Annotated in this window: 16 protein-coding genes and 3 pseudogenes; 12 read left to right on the forward strand and 7 right to left on the reverse strand. The window is 59.2% G+C overall.

What is annotated here, in order from left to right; translation table 11 throughout:
* Positions 1 to 314 precede the first annotated feature (314 nt).
* Positions 315 to 2,141 carry a glutamine--fructose-6-phosphate transaminase (isomerizing) gene (gene glmS, locus ATC00_RS15825; RefSeq protein ID WP_064253524.1) on the forward strand — a complete coding sequence of 609 codons (1,827 nt, stop codon included), beginning with the start codon at positions 315 to 317 and terminating at the stop codon, positions 2,139 to 2,141.
* A 924-nt stretch (positions 2,142 to 3,065) separates the two neighbouring features.
* Positions 3,066 to 4,505, forward strand: coding sequence for an amidase (locus tag ATC00_RS15830; RefSeq protein WP_052035422.1), 1,440 nt, complete (start codon positions 3,066 to 3,068; stop codon positions 4,503 to 4,505).
* 270 nt (positions 4,506 to 4,775) lie between these two features.
* Here the strand turns inward: ATC00_RS15830 and ATC00_RS15835 are convergent, their stop codons facing one another.
* Positions 4,776 to 5,246 (reverse strand): Lrp/AsnC family transcriptional regulator, encoded by a 471-nt coding sequence (locus ATC00_RS15835; protein ID WP_037381455.1) that lies wholly within the window; start codon positions 5,244 to 5,246, stop codon positions 4,776 to 4,778.
* Positions 5,247 to 5,424: 178 nt separating this feature from the next.
* Between ATC00_RS15835 and ATC00_RS15840 the strand changes: the two genes are divergently transcribed.
* From ATC00_RS15840 to ATC00_RS15850, 3 genes are all read left to right on the forward strand, one after another.
* Entirely contained in the window at positions 5,425 to 6,828 is a 1,404-nt protein-coding gene (locus tag ATC00_RS15840) for an aspartate aminotransferase family protein (protein ID WP_064253525.1), read from the forward strand.
* Between the two features lie 147 nt (positions 6,829 to 6,975).
* Positions 6,976 to 8,385, forward strand: coding sequence for an aldehyde dehydrogenase family protein (locus ATC00_RS15845; protein ID WP_064253526.1), 1,410 nt, complete (start codon positions 6,976 to 6,978; stop codon positions 8,383 to 8,385).
* A 104-nt stretch (positions 8,386 to 8,489) separates the two neighbouring features.
* Positions 8,490 to 9,791 (forward strand): aspartate ammonia-lyase, encoded by a 1,302-nt coding sequence (locus ATC00_RS15850; protein ID WP_064253527.1) that lies wholly within the window; start codon positions 8,490 to 8,492, stop codon positions 9,789 to 9,791.
* 2 nt (positions 9,792 to 9,793) lie between these two features.
* Here ATC00_RS15850 and ATC00_RS15855 read toward each other — a convergent pair.
* The 4 genes and pseudogenes from ATC00_RS15855 to alr all read right to left on the reverse strand — a co-directional run.
* Positions 9,794 to 10,340 (reverse strand): annotated as a pseudogene (locus ATC00_RS15855) (aldehyde dehydrogenase family protein); the annotation flags it as partial.
* Between the two features lie 123 nt (positions 10,341 to 10,463).
* Positions 10,464 to 10,844, reverse strand: coding sequence for a RidA family protein (locus ATC00_RS15860; RefSeq protein WP_037381320.1), 381 nt, complete (start codon positions 10,842 to 10,844; stop codon positions 10,464 to 10,466).
* 35 nt (positions 10,845 to 10,879) lie between these two features.
* Positions 10,880 to 12,130 carry a D-amino acid dehydrogenase gene (locus tag ATC00_RS15865; RefSeq protein ID WP_037381322.1) on the reverse strand — a complete coding sequence of 417 codons (1,251 nt, stop codon included), beginning with the start codon at positions 12,128 to 12,130 and terminating at the stop codon, positions 10,880 to 10,882.
* Positions 12,131 to 12,161: 31 nt separating this feature from the next.
* Positions 12,162 to 13,294: pseudogene (alr, locus tag ATC00_RS15870) on the reverse strand (alanine racemase).
* A 125-nt stretch (positions 13,295 to 13,419) separates the two neighbouring features.
* Here alr and ATC00_RS15875 point away from each other — a divergent pair.
* Entirely contained in the window at positions 13,420 to 13,899 is a 480-nt protein-coding gene (locus ATC00_RS15875) for an Lrp/AsnC family transcriptional regulator (protein WP_064253528.1), read from the forward strand.
* Positions 13,900 to 14,133: 234 nt separating this feature from the next.
* On the opposite strand, the gene ATC00_RS15880 is transcribed toward ATC00_RS15875, so the two are convergent.
* A complete protein-coding gene (locus ATC00_RS15880) occupies positions 14,134 to 14,550 on the reverse strand; it encodes an Lrp/AsnC family transcriptional regulator (protein WP_234782321.1) in 417 nt (138 codons plus the stop codon).
* Between the two features lie 146 nt (positions 14,551 to 14,696).
* On the opposite strand from ATC00_RS15880, the gene ATC00_RS15885 reads away from it, so the two are divergent.
* From ATC00_RS15885 to ATC00_RS31180, 6 genes and pseudogenes are all read left to right on the forward strand, one after another.
* The gene (locus ATC00_RS15885) at positions 14,697 to 16,043 is read left to right on the forward strand and encodes an ArgE/DapE family deacylase (RefSeq protein ID WP_082912368.1); all 1,347 of its coding nucleotides are present in this window, start codon (positions 14,697 to 14,699) and stop codon (positions 16,041 to 16,043) included.
* Between the two features lie 186 nt (positions 16,044 to 16,229).
* On the forward strand, positions 16,230 to 16,961 hold the full coding sequence (gene glnH / locus ATC00_RS15890) for a glutamine ABC transporter substrate-binding protein GlnH (RefSeq protein WP_064253529.1): 732 nt from the start codon (positions 16,230 to 16,232) through the stop codon (positions 16,959 to 16,961).
* A 90-nt stretch (positions 16,962 to 17,051) separates the two neighbouring features.
* Complete coding sequence (gene glnP, locus ATC00_RS15895; RefSeq protein WP_037381332.1) at positions 17,052 to 17,708, forward strand: glutamine ABC transporter permease GlnP; 657 nt, start codon at positions 17,052 to 17,054, stop codon at positions 17,706 to 17,708.
* Positions 17,705 to 18,433, forward strand: a complete 729-nt coding sequence (glnQ, locus tag ATC00_RS15900; RefSeq protein ID WP_064253530.1) for a glutamine ABC transporter ATP-binding protein GlnQ — start codon at positions 17,705 to 17,707, stop codon at positions 18,431 to 18,433. The genes glnP and glnQ overlap by 4 nt, the downstream gene beginning before the upstream one ends.
* Before the next feature lie 51 nt (positions 18,434 to 18,484).
* Positions 18,485 to 20,434 carry an acetate--CoA ligase gene (acs, locus tag ATC00_RS15905; RefSeq protein WP_064253531.1) on the forward strand — a complete coding sequence of 650 codons (1,950 nt, stop codon included), beginning with the start codon at positions 18,485 to 18,487 and terminating at the stop codon, positions 20,432 to 20,434.
* A gap of 832 nt (positions 20,435 to 21,266) precedes the next feature.
* Positions 21,267 to 21,492: pseudogene (locus tag ATC00_RS31180) on the forward strand (pyridoxal-phosphate dependent enzyme); the annotation flags it as partial.
* Positions 21,493 to 21,613: 121 nt separating this feature from the next.
* On the opposite strand, the gene ATC00_RS15910 reads toward ATC00_RS31180, so the two are convergent.
* On the reverse strand, positions 21,614 to 22,039 hold the full coding sequence (locus ATC00_RS15910; protein ID WP_064253532.1) for a Ros/MucR family transcriptional regulator: 426 nt from the start codon (positions 22,037 to 22,039) through the stop codon (positions 21,614 to 21,616).
* Between the last annotated feature and the right edge of the window lie 185 nt (positions 22,040 to 22,224).

The raw sequence follows: 22,224 nt of genomic DNA on the forward strand, positions 1-22,224 counted from the left end.
ACAGCGAGCACTTTGAGGCCAGAGCCCTTGAAGCGTATCAGCGCAATGCATCCATGACGTAAATGGGTGTTATCCAAACAATCAATTTTCCCAATCCATCGAGCGCCATTAGAAAATGCTGAAACTAACGAAAATCAAGTCCACTGGTACGTAGCTTTTACCTGCCGGCATTTCGCTCGGCCGATTGGCAACAGCAGGTGACGCGCAACGAAGACACGATCGCCCGTGAGGCGACCGGGAAGCTATCGGTATAGCCCGCTCAGACGGGGTATTTGAGTATGCCGTTATCGGCGGAAGGAACGCGAAGAGGGGATATGTGCGGGATTGTGGGTATCGTCGGGCAGCAGCCGGTCTCGGAGCGGTTGGTCGATGCGTTGAAGCGGCTTGAATATCGCGGCTACGATTCGGCCGGCGTCGCGACCATCGATGGCGGCGCGCTCGATCGCCGGCGCGCCGAGGGCAAGATCGTCAATCTCGAGGCAAGATTGAGAGAACAGCCTCTGGCCGGCGCCATCGGCATAGGCCATACGCGCTGGGCGACCCACGGTGCGCCGACCGAACGCAATGCCCATCCGCATTTTACCGATGGCGTCGCTGTCGTTCACAACGGCATCATCGAGAATTTTGCCGAGCTGAAGGACGAGCTCTCCGAAGCGGGTGCCGAATTCGAGAGCGAGACCGACACCGAAGCCGTCGCGCAGCTGCTGGCAAGATTTCGCCGGGATGGGTTTGGGCGGCGGGAGGCGATGTTTGCGACGCTGAGGCGTTTGAAGGGCGCCTATGCACTCGCTGTCCTTTACGAAGATGATCCGTTCACGATCATGGCGGCCCGCAACGGCCCGCCGCTGGCGATCGGCCATGGCGAGGGCGAGATGTTCCTTGGCTCCGACGCCATCGCGCTCGCGCCGTTCACCAATGAAATCACCTATCTCGTCGATGGCGATTGGGCGATCATCGACAAGACCGGTGCCCAGATCTTTGATATCGACGGCAATGTAGCCGCCCGGCCGCGGGAGGTCTTCGCAAACGTCGCCTTTCCGGTCGACAAGGGCAACCATCGCCACTTCATGGAGAAGGAAATCTACGAGCAGCCGGAGGTCATCTCCCACGCGCTCAGCCACTATATCAACTTCGTCGACCATCGGGTGCTGCCGGTTTCGGACGCGATCGACTTCGCCAAGGTGCCGAGCCTGGCGATCTCCGCCTGCGGCACCGCCTATTTGGCCGGGCTGATCGGCAAATACTGGTTCGAGCGCTATGCACGCCTGCCGGTCGAAATCGATGTCGCTTCGGAGTTCCGCTACCGCGAAATTCCGCTTTCGCCGCAGTCGGCCGCTCTCTTCATCTCGCAATCGGGCGAGACCGCCGACACGCTTGCTTCCCTGCGCTACTGCAAGGAACACGGCCTGAAGATCGGCGCGGTCGTCAATACGCGCGAATCGACGATCGCGCGCGAGTCCGACGCCGTCTTCCCGATTCTCGCGGGGCCGGAGATCGGCGTGGCGTCGACCAAGGCCTTCACCTGCCAGCTTGCGGTCCTGGCTGCGCTCGCCGTCGCTGCCGGCAGGGCGCGCGGCACTGTCAGCGAGCAGGAGGAGCAGGCGCTGGTGAGGAGCCTTGCCGAGATGCCGCGCCTCATGGGGCAGGTGCTCAACAGCATCCAGCCGAAGATCGAGTTCCTGTCGCGCGAATTGTCGAAGTGCCGCGATGTGCTTTATCTCGGTCGCGGCACAAGCTTCCCGCTCGCCATGGAAGGTGCCCTGAAGCTCAAGGAAATCTCCTATATCCACGCGGAAGGCTATGCCGCCGGCGAGCTGAAACATGGTCCGATCGCTCTGATCGACGAAAACATGCCGGTGATCGTGATCGCGCCGCATGACCGCTTTTTCGACAAGACCGTTTCCAACATGCAGGAAGTGGCGGCGCGTGGCGGGCGGATCATTCTGATTACCGACGGGAAGGGGGCGGCCGCTTCGAAGCTCGACACGATGCATACGATCGTGCTTCCGAACGTCGACGAAATCATCGCGCCGATGATCTTCTCGCTGCCGGTCCAACTGCTCGCTTATCACACGGCGGTCTTCATGGGCACCGACGTCGATCAGCCTCGCAACCTCGCCAAATCGGTCACCGTCGAATGATCATTCGGCCGGAGACGCAAGGGGTTGCGAATTCGTAGTTTCCTAGCGCCAGCAAACGATGACGCCCTTGATCGCTCCGATGGATCCCTGCTTTTTGGTCGTTCACCTCCTCCATAACAGCGCTCGCTCGGGCGCTCGCATAATTAATTAACTCAGCGTCGATGTCTGCCTTTGCTTAAATCTCCGTTGCGCGGATTGCAATTTCGCGTCGGACGGCCGCGCCTCACCCGCCCTCCCGAAAAGCGGACGGATATCAGCAATTTGACGGTTGGTGACAACTGCTGCGCACTGGTCGTGGCGTCCACGAGAAGCGTTGGCTACCTATTCCAAACGAACGGTTCATCACGGGGCGGGTACCAGACTCTTCTCGACGGTCAACCAATGTGAGAACGGCCGGGTGGATCGTGAGCGATGCGAGGCAACTATGACCGAATGTGGGATTGGCTACTCTTATATGTGGCGCCGTTTCCCTTCCCGTAGGCTTGATTTAGCAAACTTCTTCTTCTATTCGCGATCAGCCGACCAACTGCGTGAACTCGTGTGGAGATCACGGGATCGCAGCAACTACGCCCACATCTTCGCAGGAGCAAAAATCTTGTGTCAAATTGGTGGATTGCTGCGCCAGCGCGTCGGAAGCCGCCGGAAATCGCGGGCTCTCCAACGGTATTTTTCAGCTGTCCGGTCAAGCAACAAAAGATTGCCGTCGGAAAGGGGAACTTGGAGAAATATCGATGAGCCGCAATTCAAGGGGCGTATCACGCCCACGGCCCGCAACCTTGCTGAGGCATCGAGTACGCCACGCCCAAGAAGTGAGATATGGCTGCCTCGAGATCGACCGGTTCCGGACAGCTTCATTTCCCAGTGAGTATGGGTAGTCAACCTGACCTTTCAACCTGGATTTTTTGAAAGACCCACATGACACCTATGTCGTCCCACGCAGATGCGACAGATCTTTCGGAGCAGATCTCGTGCAGGCAGATCACATGCGAAGAGGTCATGCGAGCCTATCTCGATCAAATCGCGCGGCTCAATCCTTCGGTCAATGCGATTGTGTCGCTGCAGCCCGAAGACGAACTGCTGGCGCAAGCGCGCAACGCCGATATGGCGCTGACACGCGGCGATCGACGCGGGTGGATGCATGGGCTCCCGATCGCGATCAAGGACCTATCCGCTACGGCCGGTATCCGCACGACGTATGGATCGCCCCTGCAAGCAACTAACCTGCCGGCCGAAGATAGCCTCATGGTAAAGAGGATCCGCGAAGCTGGTGCGATTATCATAGGCAAGACCAACACGCCTGAGTTCGGTCTGGGATCTCACACCTATAATCCCATTTTCGGCGTTACTCGCAACGCCTACGATTCCAATCTCAGTGCTGGAGGCTCTTCTGGTGGCGCGGCCGTCGCCCTTGCCCTCGACATGGTTCCCATCGCCGATGGGAGTGACATGATGGGGAGCCTGCGCAACCCGGCTGGCTGGAATAATGTCTTTGGCTTCCGACCCTCGTTCGGACGGGTCCCGAGCGCTCCAAGTCCGGATGTCTTCCTGCATCAACTATCCACCAACGGACCGATGGCAAAGACTGCGCGTGATCTGGCGCGCTTCCTGGACGTCATTGCAGGCTACGCGCCGGAGGCTCCTCTGTCCTTGGCGACCGAACCGACGAGCTTTGCCGAAGGCTTGGATCGTGACGTCAAGGACTTGCGGATCGGTTGGATTGGGTCCTGGGGAGGTTACTACCCTACGGAGCATGGCGTACTGGAACTGACGCGGGCGGGACTTGGCGCTCTCGCCGATCAGGGCGCAACGGTCGAGGACCTGACGCCCGAGTTCGAAGCAAACCGTCTGTGGGACGCTTGGCTTGTCCTCCGCCAATGGGCCGTTTCACAACGGCTGCAGCCACTGCTTGTCAGTGACGGATCAATCGAGCTTTTGAAACCCGAAGCACGCTGGGAACTCGAGCAGGGCCTGCGACTGACCGCCGGTGACGTACATTGGGCAAGCGTGACCAGAAGCGATTGGGTGCGGTACCTCCAAAAGCTGTTCTCGCAGTTCGACGTCCTCGCCCTCCCGACAGCACAAATCTTCGCGTTTCCTGCTGAGCTCACCTGGCCCAGTTCAATCAACGACCGTCCGATGGACACATATCATCGATGGATGGAAATAGTCGTTCCGGGCAGCCTGTCCGGCCATCCCGTTGCCGCGGTTCCGGCAGGCTTCGATGGGAGCGGTCGAGCAATGGGTATCCAACTGCTTGGACGAGCGCGCGCCGACCGTGAGCTCCTGCAGATCGTCTCGTGCTTCGAACGAAATGCACCATGGGTCCGTCAAGCCCCGGCGCTTTTGGCCCACGCGTCATTGTGAGGCAGCGGATGGCCAACTCGTGTCTGAGGTTACCGTCGGCAGTCGCTCATGGAGGTCGTTGAGCCATTCAGGGTCCAACGCCTCCTGTTGGGCGCTTTATTGTCGAGTTCGCGCTATGGCTCGGCTTACTTAGATGAGCGCGCAAAGCCATCACTTCTGGTGATCGTTCGGGCCCCATCCGCCAAGCGGAACGTGGTTTGCTCCGTTATTCAGGTGCACTCAGGCTGTGATCTCGGCAACTCAATTGGCCTGGCGGTGTCCGGAGCCTGACTAGACGTCGATCGGAAGGACAAAGCTCGCTTTGACGCGATCCATCACGACCATCGTCTTGAATCCCTTGATGTCGTGGTTTTCGTAGAAAAAACGTCGGGTGAATTCTTCGTAGCCTTCCATGTCCTTCGCAGTGACAACAAGAATGAAATCCGCGTCACCAGTCACGTAGTAGCCGATCATTACCTCTCGTGTGTTGCGGATCGCTGTCTTGAAGCGGTCAATGATATCGGCGCGTTCGCGCTCCAGTGAGACCAGAACGATCACCGTGACTTGGCGGCCCACAGCCTTTGGGGAGACGATCGAGACATCCGCTTCGATGACACCTTCCGCCCTCAGCCGCTTCAGCCTTCGGTGGCAAGCCGTGGGTGACAGGTTGACCAGCTCCGCAAGCTCATCGGATGTGAGCCGGTTATTTCGCTGGACAGCGTTGAGAAGAGCGGCGTCTATTCGATCGAGTTCCTGGCTCATGTAGAATCTTGCGTCAGGCTTGTTCAGGATGCAAAATTCTTGCATAGGGGCGGCAACAATCGCCGTCAAGTGACTACCGCTTGGCTCTACTCTCCGATCAGGCCAAAGCAAGCACGCCGGCACACGATGTGTCGAAAGCCCGTTTGCTTGAGAAGTTTCCGCCAAGAGGATCATTACCGTGACCATCAATATCAAAGACATCGCCGCGAAGGATCGCAACACGGTCCTGCATCCTTTCACGCAGCTTAAGGACTTTGCGACCGGCAAGCTCGGCGAGCCGACAATCGTCGAGACGGGGAAGGGAATCCGCATCCAGGATGCGCATGGCAACCAGCTGATCGACGGTTTTGCCGGACTCTACTGCGTCAATGTCGGTTATGGCCGCACCGAGGTTGCCGAAGCAATCTCGCGTCAGGCCTATCGCCTGGCCTACTATCATTCCTACGCGGCGCACACGACCGACGAGCTTGCGATCCTGTCGGATCGTCTGGTGAAGATGGCCCCAGGCAAGATGAGCAAGGTGTTCTACGGCATGTCCGGTTCGGACGCCAACGAGACCCAGGCGAAGCTCGTCTGGTACTACAACAACCTGCGCGGCAAGCCGACCAAGAAGAAGATCATCTCGCGCGAACGCGGCTATCACGGCTGCAGCGTCGTCTCCGGCTCGATGACCGGGATGAGCTTCTACCACGACCATATGGATCTGCCGCTGCCGCAGATCGACCATACCGGTGTCCCGCACCACTACTGGGGCGCCAACCCCGGCGAGACCGAACGCGAATTCTCTGCTCGCCGTGCTGCCGAGTTGGACGAAATGATCGAAACGCTTGGCCCGGATAATGTCGGCGCCTTCATCGCCGAGCCGGTTCTCGGCACCGGTGGCATCACGCCGCCGCCGGAAGGCTATTGGGAGGCAATCCAGGCGGTGCTCAAGAAGCACGACGTGCTTCTGATCGCCGACGAAGTCATCACCGGTTTCGGCCGTACCGGCTCGATGTTCGGCTCGCAGCATTATGGCATCGAACCCGATCTGATCACCGTCGCCAAGGGTCTCACCTCGGCCTATTTCCCGCTTTCGGCCTCGATCGTCGGTGAGAAGGTCTACAAGGTTATGGAAGAGGGGGCTGACAAGGTCGGTGCCTTCTCGCACGGCTATACCTATTCCGGCCATCCGATCGGCGCGGCAGCCGCCAATGCGGTGCTCGACATCGTCGAAAAGGAAAACCTGCCCGGCAACGCCCGCGAGGTCGGCGCCTATTTCCAGGCGCAGCTGAAGGAAAAGTTCGCGCAGCTGCCGATCGTCGGCGAAGTGCGCGGCGTCGGCTTGATGGGCGCCATCGAGTTTGTCGGCGATCGGGAAAACAAGACTCGGTTCGATCCGTCGCTGAAGGTCGGCGCCCGCGTCTCCAAGGCTGCCCGCGACCGCGGCCTGATTGCCCGCGCCATGCCGCATGGAGACATCCTCGGCTTTGCACCGCCGTTGGTCATAACCAAGGAAGAAGTCGACGAGATCGTCTCTATCGCTGAGAAGGCAGTCCGCTCGGTAATGGACGACCTGGTGCGCGACGGCCAGAAGATCTGAGCGAGCGCGGCCGTCACCGGCCGCGACGCCGATCAGGCAGCACAGATATCATCAGAAGCGAATTGGGATTGGGCTGGTCATTGAGCCAGCCTTGATGGATGAACTCGTCCTCCGGATGGAGGCGTACCAAGGAACTGAGAGCCGGCCATGACCGCTGCGAAACTTCAAGTTACGACCAGCCTGGCGTCGATTACCGTCCAAAGCCCTTTCGACGGGTCAGTTGTGGGAACGGTCGAGGCGACGGACGCAAGTGAAATCGACGCTCTTCTTGCACGCGCCCGGCGCGGCGCCGAGCTGTCGCGCGGGCTTGCAAGGCACCAGCGCGCCAGCATTCTCGAAGGGGCTGCGCAGATCGTCGAAGTCAGCCGCGATCGGTTTTCCGAAACCATCGTCTGCGAAGCCGGAAAAACGATTGTCCAGGCACGCAAGGAGGTTCTCCGCTGCGTCAACACTCTGAAGCTCTCGGCAGAAGAGGCCAAGCGCAACGCCGGCGAAATCGTACCCTTCGACGCCTATGCCGGATCGGAGCAGCGGCAGGGTTGGTTCAGCCGTGAGCCGCTTGGTATCATAACCGCCATCACACCCTACAACGACCCGCTGAACCTCGTCGCTCACAAGCTCGGTCCGGCAATCGCCGGCGGTAATGCCGTGCTTCTGAAGCCGTCGGAGCTGACGCCGCTTTCGGCGATCAACCTTGTTGACGCGCTTCGCGAGGCGGGCTTGCCCGACGAGGTCATTACAGTGGCGGTAGGTGGAACCGATCTGGGCAGGGCCTTGGTCGCTGCGCGCGAGGTACGCATGGTGTCGTTCACCGGCGGCTTTGCCACTGGCGAAGCCATCAGCCGCACGGCGGGCTTGAAGAAGCTGGCGATGGAACTTGGCGGCAATGCGCCCGTGATCGTCATGGGCGATTGCGACTTCGACAGGGCTGTTGAGGCTTGCGTTTCCGGGGCCTTCTGGGCTGCAGGGCAGAACTGCATCGGTGCCCAGCGTGTACTCGTGCAGGCCGAAATCTATGATCGCTTCCGCGATGCGTTCATCACAGCGACGGAGAAGCTGAAGGCGGGAGATCCGTTGCGCGAGGATACCGATGTGGGACCGATGATCTCGAAACAAGCAGCCGAACGCACCGAAGCGGCAGTCAATGACGCGATCGCGGCCGGGGCAAAGCTGCTCTGCGGTCACAAGCGCGAAGGGTCGCTTTATCATCCGACGGTGCTCGAAGGCACGCCGACGACCTGCCGCCTGTGGCACGAGGAAGTGTTTGCCCCTGTAGTCATGCTGGCTCCGTTTGAGACGCTCGATGAAGCGATCGAACTGGCGAATGAACCCGAATACAGCCTGCACGCCGGTATCTTCACCAACAACCTGTCTGTCGCGCTGGGAGCCGCAAGCAGAATCGAGGCTGGCGGGGTGATGGTCAACGATTCCTCGGACTACCGCTTTGACGCCATGCCCTTCGGCGGGTCCAAATATGGCAGCATGGGCCGTGAGGGCGTTCGCTTTGCCTACGAGGAAATGACCCAGCCGAAGGTCGTTTGCATCAATCGCGGGTGAGCGATTGCGAACTGGTTTTTTCCATCAAACCTGCAGCTCGCGATAGACCGCACGGGTTCTGAACTGACCCGGTGGACGGCGAGTGCAACCTCGTCGAGGATAGGATGTCTAGCGACAGTCGTATTGAATATGATCCCTTGGGTGCCGTAAGCGTGCCATTGGACCGATATTTCGGGGCACAGACAGCGAGAGCGATCGAGAATTTTCCGATCTCAGGGATCGCGATCAGAAGCATGCCGTTCGTCATTCAAGCATTGGCCCACGTCAAGATGGCTGCCGCGCAAGCCAATTTCGACGAAGGCTTGCTATCAGAAGCGAAGCGCGACGCGATACTCCAGGCCTGCCAGGAGGTGCTTGCCGGCAAATACGACGAGGAGTTCCTCGTCGATGTGTTTCAGGGCGGAGCCGGCACCTCCACAAACATGAACATGAATGAAGTGCTCGCCAATCGCGCGAGCGAGATTCTGGGCAGCGCACGAGGGCAGGGACGGCTCGTTCACCCCAATGACGACGTCAATAGGTCTCAGTCAACGAATGATGCCTATGCCACGGCCGTTCGCCTGTCGATGATCCCGGCGAGCCGCGCGCTGCGGGATGCGCTTGCCGTTCTTGCATCGGCTCTGAATGACAAGGCGGAAGAATTTGGCGGTATTCGAAAGCTTGGTCGGACACAGTTGCAGGACGCCGTCCCGATGACGCTTGGTCAGGAATTTGCGGCATTCGCAACAACGCTTCTGGAAGACTGCGACCGCCTGATCGAAACCGAGCGCCTGTTTCTGGAAGTCAATCTTGGCGGGACGGCCATCGGAACCGGGGTCGCGGCCTCCTCCTCCTATCGCACCCGCGCGCTTGGGCATCTTGCCAAAAACACCGGCCTTCCTGTCGTCGGTTGCAAGGATCTGCTGGAGGCGAGCTGGGATATGGGAGCCTTCATGCTCCATATGGGCCTTCTGAAGCGTACCGCAGCCAAGCTGTCCAAGATCGCGAACGACTTCCGGCTCCTGTCGAGCGGTCCGCGCGGCGGGATCGGCGAAATCATCCTGCCGGCCCTGCAGCCCGGTTCATCCTTGATGCCGGGGAAGATCAATCCCGTTGCCGCCGAAGCGCTGAACCAAGTCTGCTTCTACGTCTATGGCATGGACACGACGGTCGGTATCGCCGCCGAGGCCGGGCAGCTGCAGCTTAATGCCATGGAACCCGTTATCGTATTCAGCATCCACAACGCCATGAGCCTTCTTCGCAACGCGGTGCTGAGCTTCGCCCGGGCGTGTGTTGAAGGTGTCCAAGCCAATGCGGCAAGATGCGAAGCGCACCTCACGAGCAGTACGGCCTTTGCAACGGAACTCGTCGCAACGATCGGCTACGAAGCCGCGGCCGAGCTCGTTAAGGAGAAGCTGGCCGGCTAATTCAGGACGACTGAGCAGCCGGCGGCAAGCGCCGGCGAGATCTTGCGCGCCACCATCGAAGCGGGAAAGTTCCAGGGCGTGATCGCACCGACGACTCCGATCGGATGCTTGATCACCAGCATCCGACGATCGTTGGATGGCGCTGAAATCGTCTCGCCATAGATTCGGGCCTCCTCGGCATACCATTGCAGATAGGCCGCGGCATGGACGATTTCGGATTTCGCCTCGGCAAGCGGCTTGCCCATCTCGGCCGTCAGAATGCGCGCGAGATCGTCGCTGTGTTCGAGGATCAGCTGGTGCCATTGCTACAGGGCATCGGAGCGCTCGCGCGCGGTGAGACCCGCCCGACGTTCTCTCGCGGCGTCAGCCCGGTCGATCGCTACGGCGACATCCGCTATCTCCATGTCGGGAAGCTCTGCCAGAAGTTCACCGGTGGAGGGGTGCAAAGCGTCCGGCGTCGCTTGTGGTGGTGAGGTGGGGGACTGACGCCAGGTCGGCGAACAGCGCAGGGTTCTTGAGATGCCCGGTCAGTGAACGCGTCAGCGTCAACGGTGATCCTCCTCATGGCCTTTGAAGCTTGCCGCAGTCTCTAGCCCGTCGTCCTGAAAACGGCAGCACAGCGATCCTTGCCGATCGCTCGGTTATGGAGCGTGATAGCTGACCTGCGGCGGATCAGTCGACCGCGATGACAGCTTCGATCTCGACCTTGGCTCCCTTCGGCAAGGCCTTGACCTCGTAGCAGGCGCGGGCCGGGAACGGTTTCGAGAAGAACTCGGCATAGACGCGATTGACCTCGGCGAAATCGCCAAGGTCGGTCAAGAGCACCGTGGTCTTGACCGTGTTCGAAAGCTTCGTGCCCGCCTCCCTTGCAATGGCGGCCATGTTCCTGAGGCACTGTTCGGCCTGCTCGACGGCATTGGCAGAGTTGAATTCGCCGGTCGCGGGATCGATGGGCAGCTGCCCGGAGACGAACAGGAGATTGCCGACCTTGATGGCTTGGGAGTAGGGGCCAACGGCGCCCGGCGCATCGGCGGTGGAAATAGCGGTGATCAAATCAGTCCTCCTTGGATGAAATTGTCAGGATAGCCTCAGGCGTAGCGGGCAACCGCCAATTCGGTCGCGTCGATCTCCGGCTTGCGGTCGCTGACGAGATCGCTGATCACCCGGGCCGAGCCGGTGCTCATCGTCCAGCCGAGCGTGCCATGGCCGGTATTGAGATAGAGCCCGCCGATTTTCGTTGGGCCGATCACCGGCGTGCCATCTGGGGTCATCGGTCTCAGCCCCGACCAGAAGCTCGCCTTGGAAACATCGCCGCCGGGGAACAGATCGGTGACGGAATGTTCCAGCGTGCGGCGGCGCGCTTGGCCGAGATCATTGGTGTAGCCCGAGATCTCCGCCATGCCGCCGACGCGGATGCGGTCGCCAAGCCGGGTGATCGCGATCTTGTAGGTTTCGTCCATGACGGTCGACTTCGGGGCGCGCGCGGCGTCGGTGATCGGGATGGTCAGCGAATAGCCCTTGACCGGATAGACCGGCAGCTTGATGCCGTAGCGCTGGAGGAACACTGGCGAATGGCTGCCGAACGCTACCACGACCGCGTCCGCCGCGACCCGCTCATGATCGATGACGACACCGCGCACCTGGTTCCCTTCGACATCGAGCCGCTTGACCGTCGTATTGAAGAGGAAGCGCACGCCAATTTCCTCTGCCCTGGCGGTAAGCGCATTGGTGAACTTGAAGCAGTCGCCTGTTTCGTCCTTCGGCGTCAGCAGGCCGCCGACGATCTTGTCGCGGACATGAGCCAGCGCCGGCTCGACCCGAACGCAGCCGTCCCGGTCGAGAACCTCATAGGGCACGCCGTCGGCGGCGAGAGCCTTAACGTCCTTTGTCGATGCATCGAGTTGCTGCTGGGTCCGGAACAGCTGCACCGTGCCCTGCATGCCTTCGTCATAGGTGAGCCCGGTCTCCGAACGCAGCTCGGCAAGCGCAATGCGGCTGTAATTCGCCAACCGAAGCATCCGGCTCTTGTTGATCGCATAGCGTTCCGAGGTGCAGTTCGACAGCATCCTGAGCAACCAGGACAGCATGGCTGCGTCCAGTTTCGGGCGCAGGATCAGCGGCGCATGCTCCATGAACAGCCATTTCAACGCTTTCAAGGGAATGCCGGGTGCCGCCCACGGCGAGCAATAGCCGAAGGAGACCTGACCGGCATTGGCAAAGCTTGTCTCCAGCGCTGGACCCGGCTGACGATCGATGACCGTGACCTCATGACCGGCCTTCGCCAATTGATAAGCAGATGTGACGCCGACGATGCCGGATCCAAGAACTACAACTTTCATGATTTCCTCAATAACGGAGCCAGCAAGGCTCTTAGCGATACTGCCTGACATAGCGGTGACCGAGACTGGTCAGGATTTCGTAGGATATGGTGCCGGCGTCGCGGGCGATGTCTTCGAGCGTCTGGTGCGGACCAATGACCTCAACGAGGCTGCCAAGCGTCAGCGTGCCATCGGGCAGGGCGGAGGCATCGACCGTGATGCTATCCATCGACACGCGGCCCACGATCGGCAGGCGAGTCCCCTTATAATAGACAGCGCCACGTCCGCTTAAGACTCGCGGCAGGCCGTCGGCATAGCGGCCGCGATGGTCGCGAGCCGTGTTTCTCCCGTGGTGACATGCGCTGCGCCATAACCAACCTTGGCCCCCGCCGGCACCGTCCGGGTCTGGACGACCGCTACATCGAGGCTGACGACCGGCTCCATCGGGTTCGGCACCCCCGAGGTTGGAGCGCCGCCGTAGAGGGCAATGCCGGGGCGGGCAAGCACACCATGATAGGCACCGCCGAGAAACACACCGCCGGAATTCGCGAAGGAAATGTCGAAGCCGGTGAACTCGTCGGCAATGCGGCACATTTCGGCGAGTTGTTCAGCGTTCTGTACGTCATCCACTTCGTCTGCCGAGGCGAGATGACTCATGATGAAAAGGACTTCGACATTGCTATTTTCACCAAGAGCCTGCGCCAGCTCAGCGCGCTCTTGCGGCGGAAAGCCGAGCCGCGACATGCCGGTATCGAATTGAAGGACCGCGGGGAGGGTGCGCCTCAGTTCGCCCGCAGCGTCCGACCAGCGCTGGTACTGCTCGAGCGAATTGAGAATAGGGATGATGCCCGCCTCGGCACACTCGATCTCGGTGCCTGGCTGCAATCCGTTCAGCACGAAGACCTGCGCATCGCTCCTGAGCGTTGGGCGCAACTTTTGCGCTTCGACGAACTGGGCCACGAAAAAATGCCGGCAACCTCTTTCGGAGAGAGTCTTTGCGACGCGCTCCGCTCCGAGGCCATAAGCGTCGGCCTTGACGACCGCGGCGGCGCGCCCCGGGGCGAGCATCGCGGCGAGCTTCTGATAATTGCGACCGAGCGCCGCAAGGTCGATCGCGAGATAGCCCGTTGCCCCCGCGACTGCTGCGCTGGCGCTCACACGATGTGGCGAAAAGGTGCTGCTCATCTTTCACTCCCTGGACGGCGCGAAAAATATGAAATAATCGGTGACAAGGCCTGCGAATCTGTGCTCGAAACGAGCAAAAACGAGAACAGGCTCGCATAATATTTCATAGTTTGGAACATTCTGCCATGACCGCTTTAGACAATATCGACCGCAATATCCTGAGGCTGCTGCGCGTTGACGCGCGCACGAGCAATGCCAAACTCGCAAGCGAGGTGGGATTGTCTCCCTCTGCCTGCCTGCGGCGCATCAAGATCATGGAAAAGGCGGGCGTCATCCGCGGCTACACGGCGTTGGTCGATACGGTCAATGCGGATGCGACGATCGCCGTCATCATCAACATTACCCTTGAGCGGCAGACGGAGGATTATCTCGACAAGTTCGAGGCCGCCGTCCGTAAGCATCCCGAAATACGGGAATGCTACCTGATGACCGGTGGATCGGACTACATGCTACGCGTGGAAGTAGCCAGTGCTGGCGAGTTCGAGCGCATCCATAAGGAAATCCTCTCGACCCTGCCCGGGGTGCTGCGTATCCATTCGAGCTTCTCAATTCGAAATGTCTTGGCGGTACGGCCCAAAGCACGTCGATCTGGCGCCCAAGGCTGAAAACTCTTCCGGGTTGCCGTACAGCTTTTCGGTCACGGGTCAGCGGGTGATGTTTGTTCGTCCGCAAACGACGATCGGGAGTTAACCCTGCATCAGAGGCGTGCCCGTTTGAGCACCATCAGAGCTTGGCGACGGGCAGGTCGTCCCCCTGCCGAATATCTGGCGCCGCAATAGCCCGCCTTCATTTTCGATTCTTACTGGTTATCGCAAATCAGGTATTCGTTTCAAAACGCGTCAAACGGAACCAAGCAATATGCTCGTTTCGGTAGTCGCTACTCCATCGATGCTTCGGACTTCGCGTAATACCCGGTCAAAATCCGCCAGCGTTTCAGCGCGGAGTTCTGCTACATAATCCCATACACCATTTGTCGTGTAGAGAGCGACGACCTCAGGCAATCCATTCAGCGCCTTTATGATGGCTGCAGGCTTTTTGCCCGAAGTCTTGATATTCATCATCGCACGCAAAACATTCGCGTCGATTTCCTCGCGTGTGCGGACCGTAAACCCCCGGATGGCATTCGAGCTAATGAGCTTGTCCAACCTCTTTTGAATTGTGCCTCTCGACACGTCGAGCTTGGCCGCCAGGATCGCTACTGGCATCCGCCCATCCAGCCGAAGCTGCGCGATAAGCTTCCTATCCAAATCATCCATTTCGAGCCTCATGCAGCAATTTGCGTTTCATGCTATAGCAAACTGATCAAAAAAAGAAGCGTTTAGCTAGCATATGTGCGCTTTACGGTCAGCAAACCGCAAGGCTATTCTTGCCTTCAACGGATTGGAGGGAGGTCTTGGTGACAATGCAGGCAAACGCGGTTTCGCTTACCGGCATGGACGGCTCCTCTCCCGCGCAGGCGTTGGGCTCGACTCGAGTGCATAAAATACTGCAGGCCGTGGAAGAGGGTTTCGAACGCCAAGTGGCCTTCCTTACGGAAATTGTCCAGTCGCCCTCTCTTCGGGGAAACGAGGCGGGCGTGCAGAGGATCGTTGCCGATGCATTGTCTGAACGTGGCTACAAGGTGGACCGGTTCGCTATTGATGAAAGGCTGATTGGTGTGGATCCGGCGTTCTCGCCGATGAATACCCAGCTTAGGGATACGGGTGTTGTTATTGGCACGCGCGAGGCGGAGCGGGGAGGCGGCAGGTCGCTGGCGCTGAACGCCCATGTCGACGTCGTGCCAACCGGTCCCGAGCAGCGTTGGAAGTATCCGCCATATTCGGCCAAGCGTGAAGGCGACTGGCTCTATGGTCGCGGTGCCGGTGATATGAAGGCTGGGCTCTGTGCCAATCTGTTTGCCTTGGACGCATTGGAGGCAGCCGGACTCAAGCTGAAAGGCCAGGTGCAAATCCAGTCCGTGATAGAAGAGGAAGTGACCGGCAACGGTGCCGCAATGGTGCTGGCCGCAGGTTACAAGGCCGATGCAGTTCTGATCTCTGAACCCACGGATGAAAAGCTGGTTGCGGCCAATACCGGCGTGATGAAATTCGCAATCACGGTACAGGGCGTGCCAGCGCATCCCTTCGAGGTTGCGCGGGGTAGAAGCGCGATCGATGTAGCTTATCGGACGATAGAACAGCTTCGTGTTCTGGAAAGCCGATGGAGAAGCCAGCATTCGGAAGCAGGCGAGTTGTTCGATGCCGTCGACAACCCGATCGCATTGACCATCGGCACGATCTCGGGGGGCGAATGGCTTGCATCAGTGCCCAGCGAATGCCGCTTCGAAGGCCGAATTGGTTTTTATCCTCATGAAGATGTCTCGGCGCGCGCGAAGGAGTTCGAGGAATTCGTCGAGGACGCGTTTCAAACGGATACATTTCTCGCTGGATGTCCGCGTCCCGAGATCGAATGGGTAGGTGTCAAGCAAGGTGGATTCGTACTGGAGCCGGGTTCGCAGGCCGAAAGCTGCCTTGCGATGGCCCATCGCACGGCTGATGGCGAGGGCCGGTCTCTCGAAAGGTTCGTGATGCCCTGCTATCTCGATGCTTCCGTTTTTGCCCGACATGGCGGCATGACCAGTCTTGTCTACGGACCCGTTGCCGAGGCCATCCATGCCGTGGATGAGCGCGTCAGCCTGGCATCCCTCAAGCACGTAACCAAGACGATCGCCTTGTTTGCAGCGGCCTGGTGCGGCGTTGAGGACGCGTGATATCTGATGAACTAGGCTGTCCCGGACGGCTGTTGGTCAGATCCACCCGACATTCCTGATTATCGAACTCAGCCGCAATGCACTTGCGGCGAGGAGGGCTGTTTTGTCGGCGCTCCTCTTATACCGGGCACTCTGGAGGGCGTGCTCACGTGACAACCCAACCTGACCTGAATGGGAGGATTTGAAATGAAGGGCTTCATTACTGCGCTATGCACCGGCGCGTTCGTTTCGTTGATGTCGTTGTCGGTTCCGGCGTTTGCCGAGGACGTAACCGTCGCCACCGTCGCCGACTTCGTACCGTTCGAATTCAAGGACGGCGACAAATATACTGGCTTCGATATCGAGCTTTGGGATGCCATCGCAAAGGATATCGGGATTACCTACAAGCTGCAGCCGATGGACTTCAACGGGATCCTGCCTGCGCTTCAGACAAAGCAGGTCGATGTCGGGATTGCTGGCATCACCATCACCAAGGAACGGGGAAATGTCATTGACTTTTCCGACGGTTATTACACCAGCGATCTGACGTTCATGGTGCCGGCCGATAGCAAGGTCAGCAGCCCGGCCGGCCTGGAAGGAAAGGTTCTTGCCGTCAAGACGGGAACGACCAGCGAGGCCTATGCCAAGAAAAACCTTCCGAAGACGGAGCTTCGGCAGTTCCCGAATGGTGACAACATGTTCTTGGAAGTCGTGACCGGCAGGGCCGACGCCGCACTCCATGACAAGCCGAACATTCTCTACTTCATCAAGACCAATGGCCAGGGCAAGGTCAAAGCCATCGGCGATGCGAAGCAGTCCGAGGAATACGGGATCACCTTCCCCAAGGGTAGTGAACTTCGCGACAAGGTGAATGTTTCGCTCGCCAAGCTGAAGGCCAACGGAACCTACGACGCCATCTACAAGAAGTGGTTCAACTGACGGCGAGCGGCTGTAGAGGCCGCTCAATTTTCTGGAGCAAGGAAGAAGTCATGCGGAGCAGGCTCCGCATGACCCTTCATAGGGGGAGAAATGGAACTTGATTGGTCTGTCGTAGCGACAGCGTTGCCAGAACTTCTGGCGGGCGCACGGATTACCATCGTCATCGCACTTATCGGCCTTTTCGGCGGATCAGCTGTCGGTGCCTTGGCGGGCCTCTGCCGCGTCTATGGCGGTATCATATTGAACGCGATCGCATTCGTATATGTCGAGGTGATCCGTGGCACGCCCATGTTGGTGCAGGTGATGTTCATCTATTTTGCCTTGCCGCTGCTGGTCGACATCCGGATCGATCCTTTCCTTGCTGCGGTCATTGCCGTTGTCATTAATTCGGGTGCTTACATTGCCGAGATTTTCAGGAGCGCCCTGCTTTCGATCAACAAGGGACTGTCGGAGGCCGGGTTAGCGCTGGGCATGCCGGGTTGGAAGGTTCTCACGAATGTTGTCGGCCCGTTGGCATTACGGCGTGTCCTAGCACCGCTCGGGAACCAGTTCATCGTCAGCATCAAAGACACGTCACTCTTTATCGTGATCGGTGTGGCCGAGCTTACGAGGGCGGGCCAGGAAATCATGGCGACCAATTTCAGAGCGGTCGAAATCTGGAGCGCCGTGGCGGTCCTCTACCTCATCATGACCGGTGTGCTGTCATTTCTGTTGCGGGTCACGGAAAAAAGGATGCGCGTGCTATGAGTATCGTCCAGTTTAAGAATGTGACCAAGGAGTTCGGCAGCATAAAGGTGCTGACCAATGTGGACCTCGAAATCCACAAGGGTGAAGTCGTGGTTCTCATTGGCCCCTCGGGATCAGGAAAATCAACCCTCCTGAGGTGCATAAACTCCTTGGAGAGAATCAATGGCGGCGACCTCATCGTTGATGGGATCAGCGTCCATGACGGCAAGAACAAGGTACGGTTGATCAGGCAGGAAGCCGGAATGGTGTTCCAGCAATTCAATCTTTTTCCACAATTGACGGCGCTGCAGAACGTTGCCTGTGGCCCCCGGTGGGTAAGACGTTTACAGAGGCGCGAAGCTGAGGAACTTGCCCGCGACCTGTTGAAAAAGGTTGGTCTTCTTGAGAGGGCTGATCATTTTCCAGCAGAACTGTCGGGCGGGCAACAGCAGCGCGTAGCCATTGCTCGTGCACTGGCCGTCAAGCCAAAGATCATGCTGTTTGATGAACCGACCTCAGCTCTTGATCCGGAACTTCGGCACGAAGTCCTTCGCGTGATGCAGTCACTGGCGGAGGAAGGCATGACGATGGTTGTCGTAACCCATGAAATCGGATTCGCACGAAAAGTTGGCACCCGACTGATTTTTATGGAGGGTGGCAAAATCTCCGTTGATGGCGACCCGAAGGTGCTGCTGGATAATCCGGAGAACCCGCGGCTCAAGGACTTCCTACAACATGTCCATTAAGCGACATCCGTTTTATCGGACGGCATAACACGCGTGCAAAGAGAGGAACTCATGGCAGAAACCTATCCGGTGCTGCAATCCGCAGAGAGCCATGCCCTGATCGACAAGGCGAAATACGAGAAGTGGTATAAGGAGAGCGTCGAGAATCCCGACAAGTTCTGGGGCAAGCACGGCAAGCGCATCGAGTGGTTCAAGCCCTATACCAAGGTCAAGAATACCTCCTTCACCGGCAAGGTTTCGATCAAGTGGTTCGAGGATGGCCAGACCAACGTTTCCTATAACTGCATCGACCGGCACCTGGAAAATCATGCCGACCGGGTCGCGATCATCTGGGAAGGCGACGATCCCTCGCTCGACAGGAAGATCACTTATCGCGAGCTCCACGAGCATGTCTGCCGCTTCGCCAACGTGCTGAAGAAGTATGGCGTCAAGAAGGGCGACCGCGTCACCATCTATATGCCGATGGTTCCGGAAGCGGCTTATGCGATGCTCGCCTGCACGCGCATCGGCGCCGTGCATTCGGTCGTCTTCGGCGGTTTTAGCCCGGACGCGCTGGGCGGCCGCATCGTCGATTGCGAATCGACCTTCGTCATCACCTGCGACGAGGGCCTGCGCGGCGGCAAATCCGTGCCGCTGAAGGCCAATGTCGACAAGGCAATCGACATCGCCGCGCGCCATCATGTCCATGTCAAGAGCGTGCTGGTCGTCCGCCGCACCGGCACGGATGTCGGCTGGGCGTCGGGCCGCGACTTCTGGTATCACGACGAAGCCGGAACGGTCGCCGCCGACTGCCCGCCCGAGCCGATGAACGCGGAAGACCCGCTCTTCATCCTCTATACGTCAGGCTCGACAGGCAAGCCGAAGGGCGTGTTGCACACGACTGGCGGCTATCTCGTTTATGTCTCGATGACGCATCAATACGTCTTCGATTATCATGACGGCGATATCTACTGGTGCACGGCCGATGTGGGCTGGGTGACCGGCCATTCCTACATCGTCTACGGTCCGCTTGCGAACCGCGCCACGACGCTGATGTTCGAGGGCGTGCCGAACTACCCCGACCAGGGCCGGTTCTGGGACGTGATCGACAAGCACAAGGTCGACATCTTCTACACCGCCCCGACGGCGATTCGCGCCCTGATGGGTGCGGGCGACGATTTCGTCAAACGCTCGTCTCGTTCGTCGCTCAGGCTGCTGGGGTCGGTCGGCGAGCCGATCAATCCGGAGGCCTGGGAGTGGTATTACAACGTGGTTGGCGACGCGCGCTGCCCGATCGTCGATACATGGTGGCAGACCGAGACCGGCGGCCACATGATCGCGCCGCTGCCGGGCGCCACCGACCTGAAACCCGGCGCGGCGACAACCCCGTTCTTCGGCGTCAAGCCTCAGTTGGTCGACAATGAAGGCAAGGTGCTGGAAGGCGCCGCAGACGGCAATCTCGTCATTGCTGACAGCTGGCCCGGCCAGATGCGCACGGTCTACGGCGACCACGAGCGCTTCATCCAGACCTATTTCTCCACCTACAAGGGCAAGTACTTCACCGGCGACGGTTGCCGCCGTGATGAAGACGGCTATTACTGGATCACCGGCCGCGTCGATGACGTGCTCAACGTTTCCGGCCACCGGCTCGGCACGGCGGAGGTTGAATCCGCACTTGTCTCGCACAGCCTTGTTTCGGAAGCGGCGGTCGTCGGCTTTCCGCATTCGATCAAGGGCCAGGGCATCTATTGCTACGTGACGCTGATGGCCGGCCACGAGGGGACGGATACGCTTCGCCAGGAACTGGTGAAACACGTCCGTGCCGAAATCGGCCCGATCGCCTCGCCAGACAAGATCCAGTTCACGCCCGGCCTGCCGAAGACCCGCTCGGGCAAGATCATGCGCCGCATCCTGCGCAAGATCGCCGAGGACGATTTCGGCGCATTGGGCGATACGTCAACGCTGGCCGATCCTGCTGTCGTCGACGATTTGATCGCCAACCGCCAAAACAAGGAACGTTGAAGCGGCAACCTGGCGTTATGCCCGAAGCCAAATTTATCAAGCACTTAACCCATCAATGTAAGGAGTCGCCGGTTGAGATCCCTTCGAGGCGAGGGATACACAGCTGACAAACGGCGCAGGCGGTCCGGTCTGCCGATCGTCTCATATGGGTGGGGACGGAAGTCCGACGCAATGCGCCGACAAGCCGCTTCGCGCGCGAGAAGCGGCCGTCGAGCGTTTTCGACGCTACTTATGGCCCTTTTGGAGGACCTTAAGTGTAGATTGGGTTTGCTGCTGATTGAACAATAACCAGTTAGCGAATGATCACTTCATCGCCAAACGCACGGGTAGCGCGCGCTGCCGCCTCAAGCAAAGGGGGGCGTTCGAACCGCGAGAGGCCTTCGTCTACCGGGGTGCGTGGGCCTGCGAGGGTCATTGCCCCCATGACCACGTGACGCGGACCAAAAACAGGTGCGGATATACCGGCCGTATCCGGGCCCCGCTCACCAATCGAGCTGTAGAAACCTCGACGCCGAATAGTTTCTAAGGTTCTCCGCCTTCACCAGAAAACGCAGCACGACACGGCCGCCCGAACCCGTCGCCAGTGGAAGCAAGTCACCCTCGCGCACCATTTAACGGATCGGGTGCCTCGATTCGACGCGATATAGGCACGTGCGCTGGTCTCCCGACCGAACATAAAATGCCACGCTTTCAGAGGTGACATCGGCAAGCTCATCGCATAATAGGCAGCAGAACTTCCCCGGTAACCATCGGGGAATGCTTCTGCAATCGAATATCACGACGACCTTGTTCGCTTACGACGTCTCGGGCCTGCCCTACCGCGCAGGTACGCATTTACGGCGTTGCGTACCACGCGCTCGTATTGACATAACTGCGGACGCGCGAACCGGAGCGGCCGTTTTCTTCAAGGCGAGAACCTTCAGCGGGCCGGCGCATTCAAGTTTCGTGGGGCCTACAACGCCATCGCCGCGCTGGACGGTCTGTCACGGCTAAATGGTGTCGTCGCCTACTCATCCGGTCATCACGCTCAGGCGCTTGCCTATGCCGCCAAGCTCCAGGGTTGCGGAGACGCGATGCAGGAGAGGCAGTCCTGCATCTTGCGCAACGGGTGCAACAGCTGTCTCAGGCAGAGTTCAACGACACCTCAGGCCGATGTCTTGCCGGTCGAAGCTGCAGGTCCTACTCGCGTACCTCCCGTCTCTTGCCAAAGCCGGCTGCACGCGCAAGCGCGGAGCGTTGTTCAGCATAGTTTGGAGCAACCATCGGGTAGTCAGCCGGAAGGTCCCACCTTGCACGATATTCCTCAGGTGTGAGCCCGTACTTTGCCATCAGGTGCCGCCTCAGCGATTTGAACTTTTGGCCATCCTCAAGGCAAATGATGAATTCGGATGTCACCGACTTCTTGATCGGAATGGCGGGGCGACGTTCTTCAACGGCAAGGTCGGCCTTGTCTGACTGAGATGTGCTGCTCAGCGAGGAATACGTCTGCTCGATAAGATCAGGCAGATCCGCGGGTGGAACGACATTGCGGCTCAGATAAGCGGCGACAATACGGCTCGTCAGCTCGAGCCTCCGTTCCTCATTGCCCGAACTCCATTCGCTCAACGGTCTTCTCCTTTGTTTTGCAAGTCGCTCAGATTCGCTCAGCGTGCAGGTATTTCGGTCGGAAGGAAGGCGGGGACAGGCCTAGGATGCCTTTTTTAACAGACTTTGGTGTCTTTGACTTGTCTTGGGCTGTCGATTCATTCGCATTTGCAGGGTCCGACGCTCCTCCCACCTGGTGTACTCGG

The sequence above is a fragment of the Sinorhizobium americanum genome (genome assembly GCF_001651855.1).
Lineage (GTDB): Bacteria > Pseudomonadota > Alphaproteobacteria > Rhizobiales > Rhizobiaceae > Sinorhizobium > Sinorhizobium americanum.

Excerpts from the sequence above, each read along its gene's own strand:
- glmS (WP_064253524.1), top strand. The coding sequence starts at position 315 with ATGTGCGGGATTGTGGGTATCGTCGGGCAGCAGCCGGTCTCGGAGCGG.
- ATC00_RS15830 (WP_052035422.1), top strand. The coding sequence starts at position 3,066 with ATGTCGTCCCACGCAGATGCGACAGATCTTTCGGAGCAGATCTCGTGC.
- ATC00_RS15835 (WP_037381455.1), bottom strand. The coding sequence starts at position 5,246 with ATGAGCCAGGAACTCGATCGAATAGACGCCGCTCTTCTCAACGCTGTC.
- ATC00_RS15845 (WP_064253526.1), top strand. The coding sequence starts at position 6,976 with ATGACCGCTGCGAAACTTCAAGTTACGACCAGCCTGGCGTCGATTACC.
- ATC00_RS15850 (WP_064253527.1), top strand. The coding sequence starts at position 8,490 with ATGTCTAGCGACAGTCGTATTGAATATGATCCCTTGGGTGCCGTAAGC.
- ATC00_RS15865 (WP_037381322.1), bottom strand. The coding sequence starts at position 12,130 with ATGAAAGTTGTAGTTCTTGGATCCGGCATCGTCGGCGTCACATCTGCT.
- ATC00_RS15875 (WP_064253528.1), top strand. The coding sequence starts at position 13,420 with ATGACCGCTTTAGACAATATCGACCGCAATATCCTGAGGCTGCTGCGC.
- ATC00_RS15880 (WP_234782321.1), bottom strand. The coding sequence starts at position 14,550 with ATGGATGATTTGGATAGGAAGCTTATCGCGCAGCTTCGGCTGGATGGG.
- ATC00_RS15885 (WP_082912368.1), top strand. The coding sequence starts at position 14,697 with ATGCAGGCAAACGCGGTTTCGCTTACCGGCATGGACGGCTCCTCTCCC.
- glnH (WP_064253529.1), top strand. The coding sequence starts at position 16,230 with ATGAAGGGCTTCATTACTGCGCTATGCACCGGCGCGTTCGTTTCGTTG.
- glnP (WP_037381332.1), top strand. The coding sequence starts at position 17,052 with ATGGAACTTGATTGGTCTGTCGTAGCGACAGCGTTGCCAGAACTTCTG.
- glnQ (WP_064253530.1), top strand. The coding sequence starts at position 17,705 with ATGAGTATCGTCCAGTTTAAGAATGTGACCAAGGAGTTCGGCAGCATA.
- acs (WP_064253531.1), top strand. The coding sequence starts at position 18,485 with ATGGCAGAAACCTATCCGGTGCTGCAATCCGCAGAGAGCCATGCCCTG.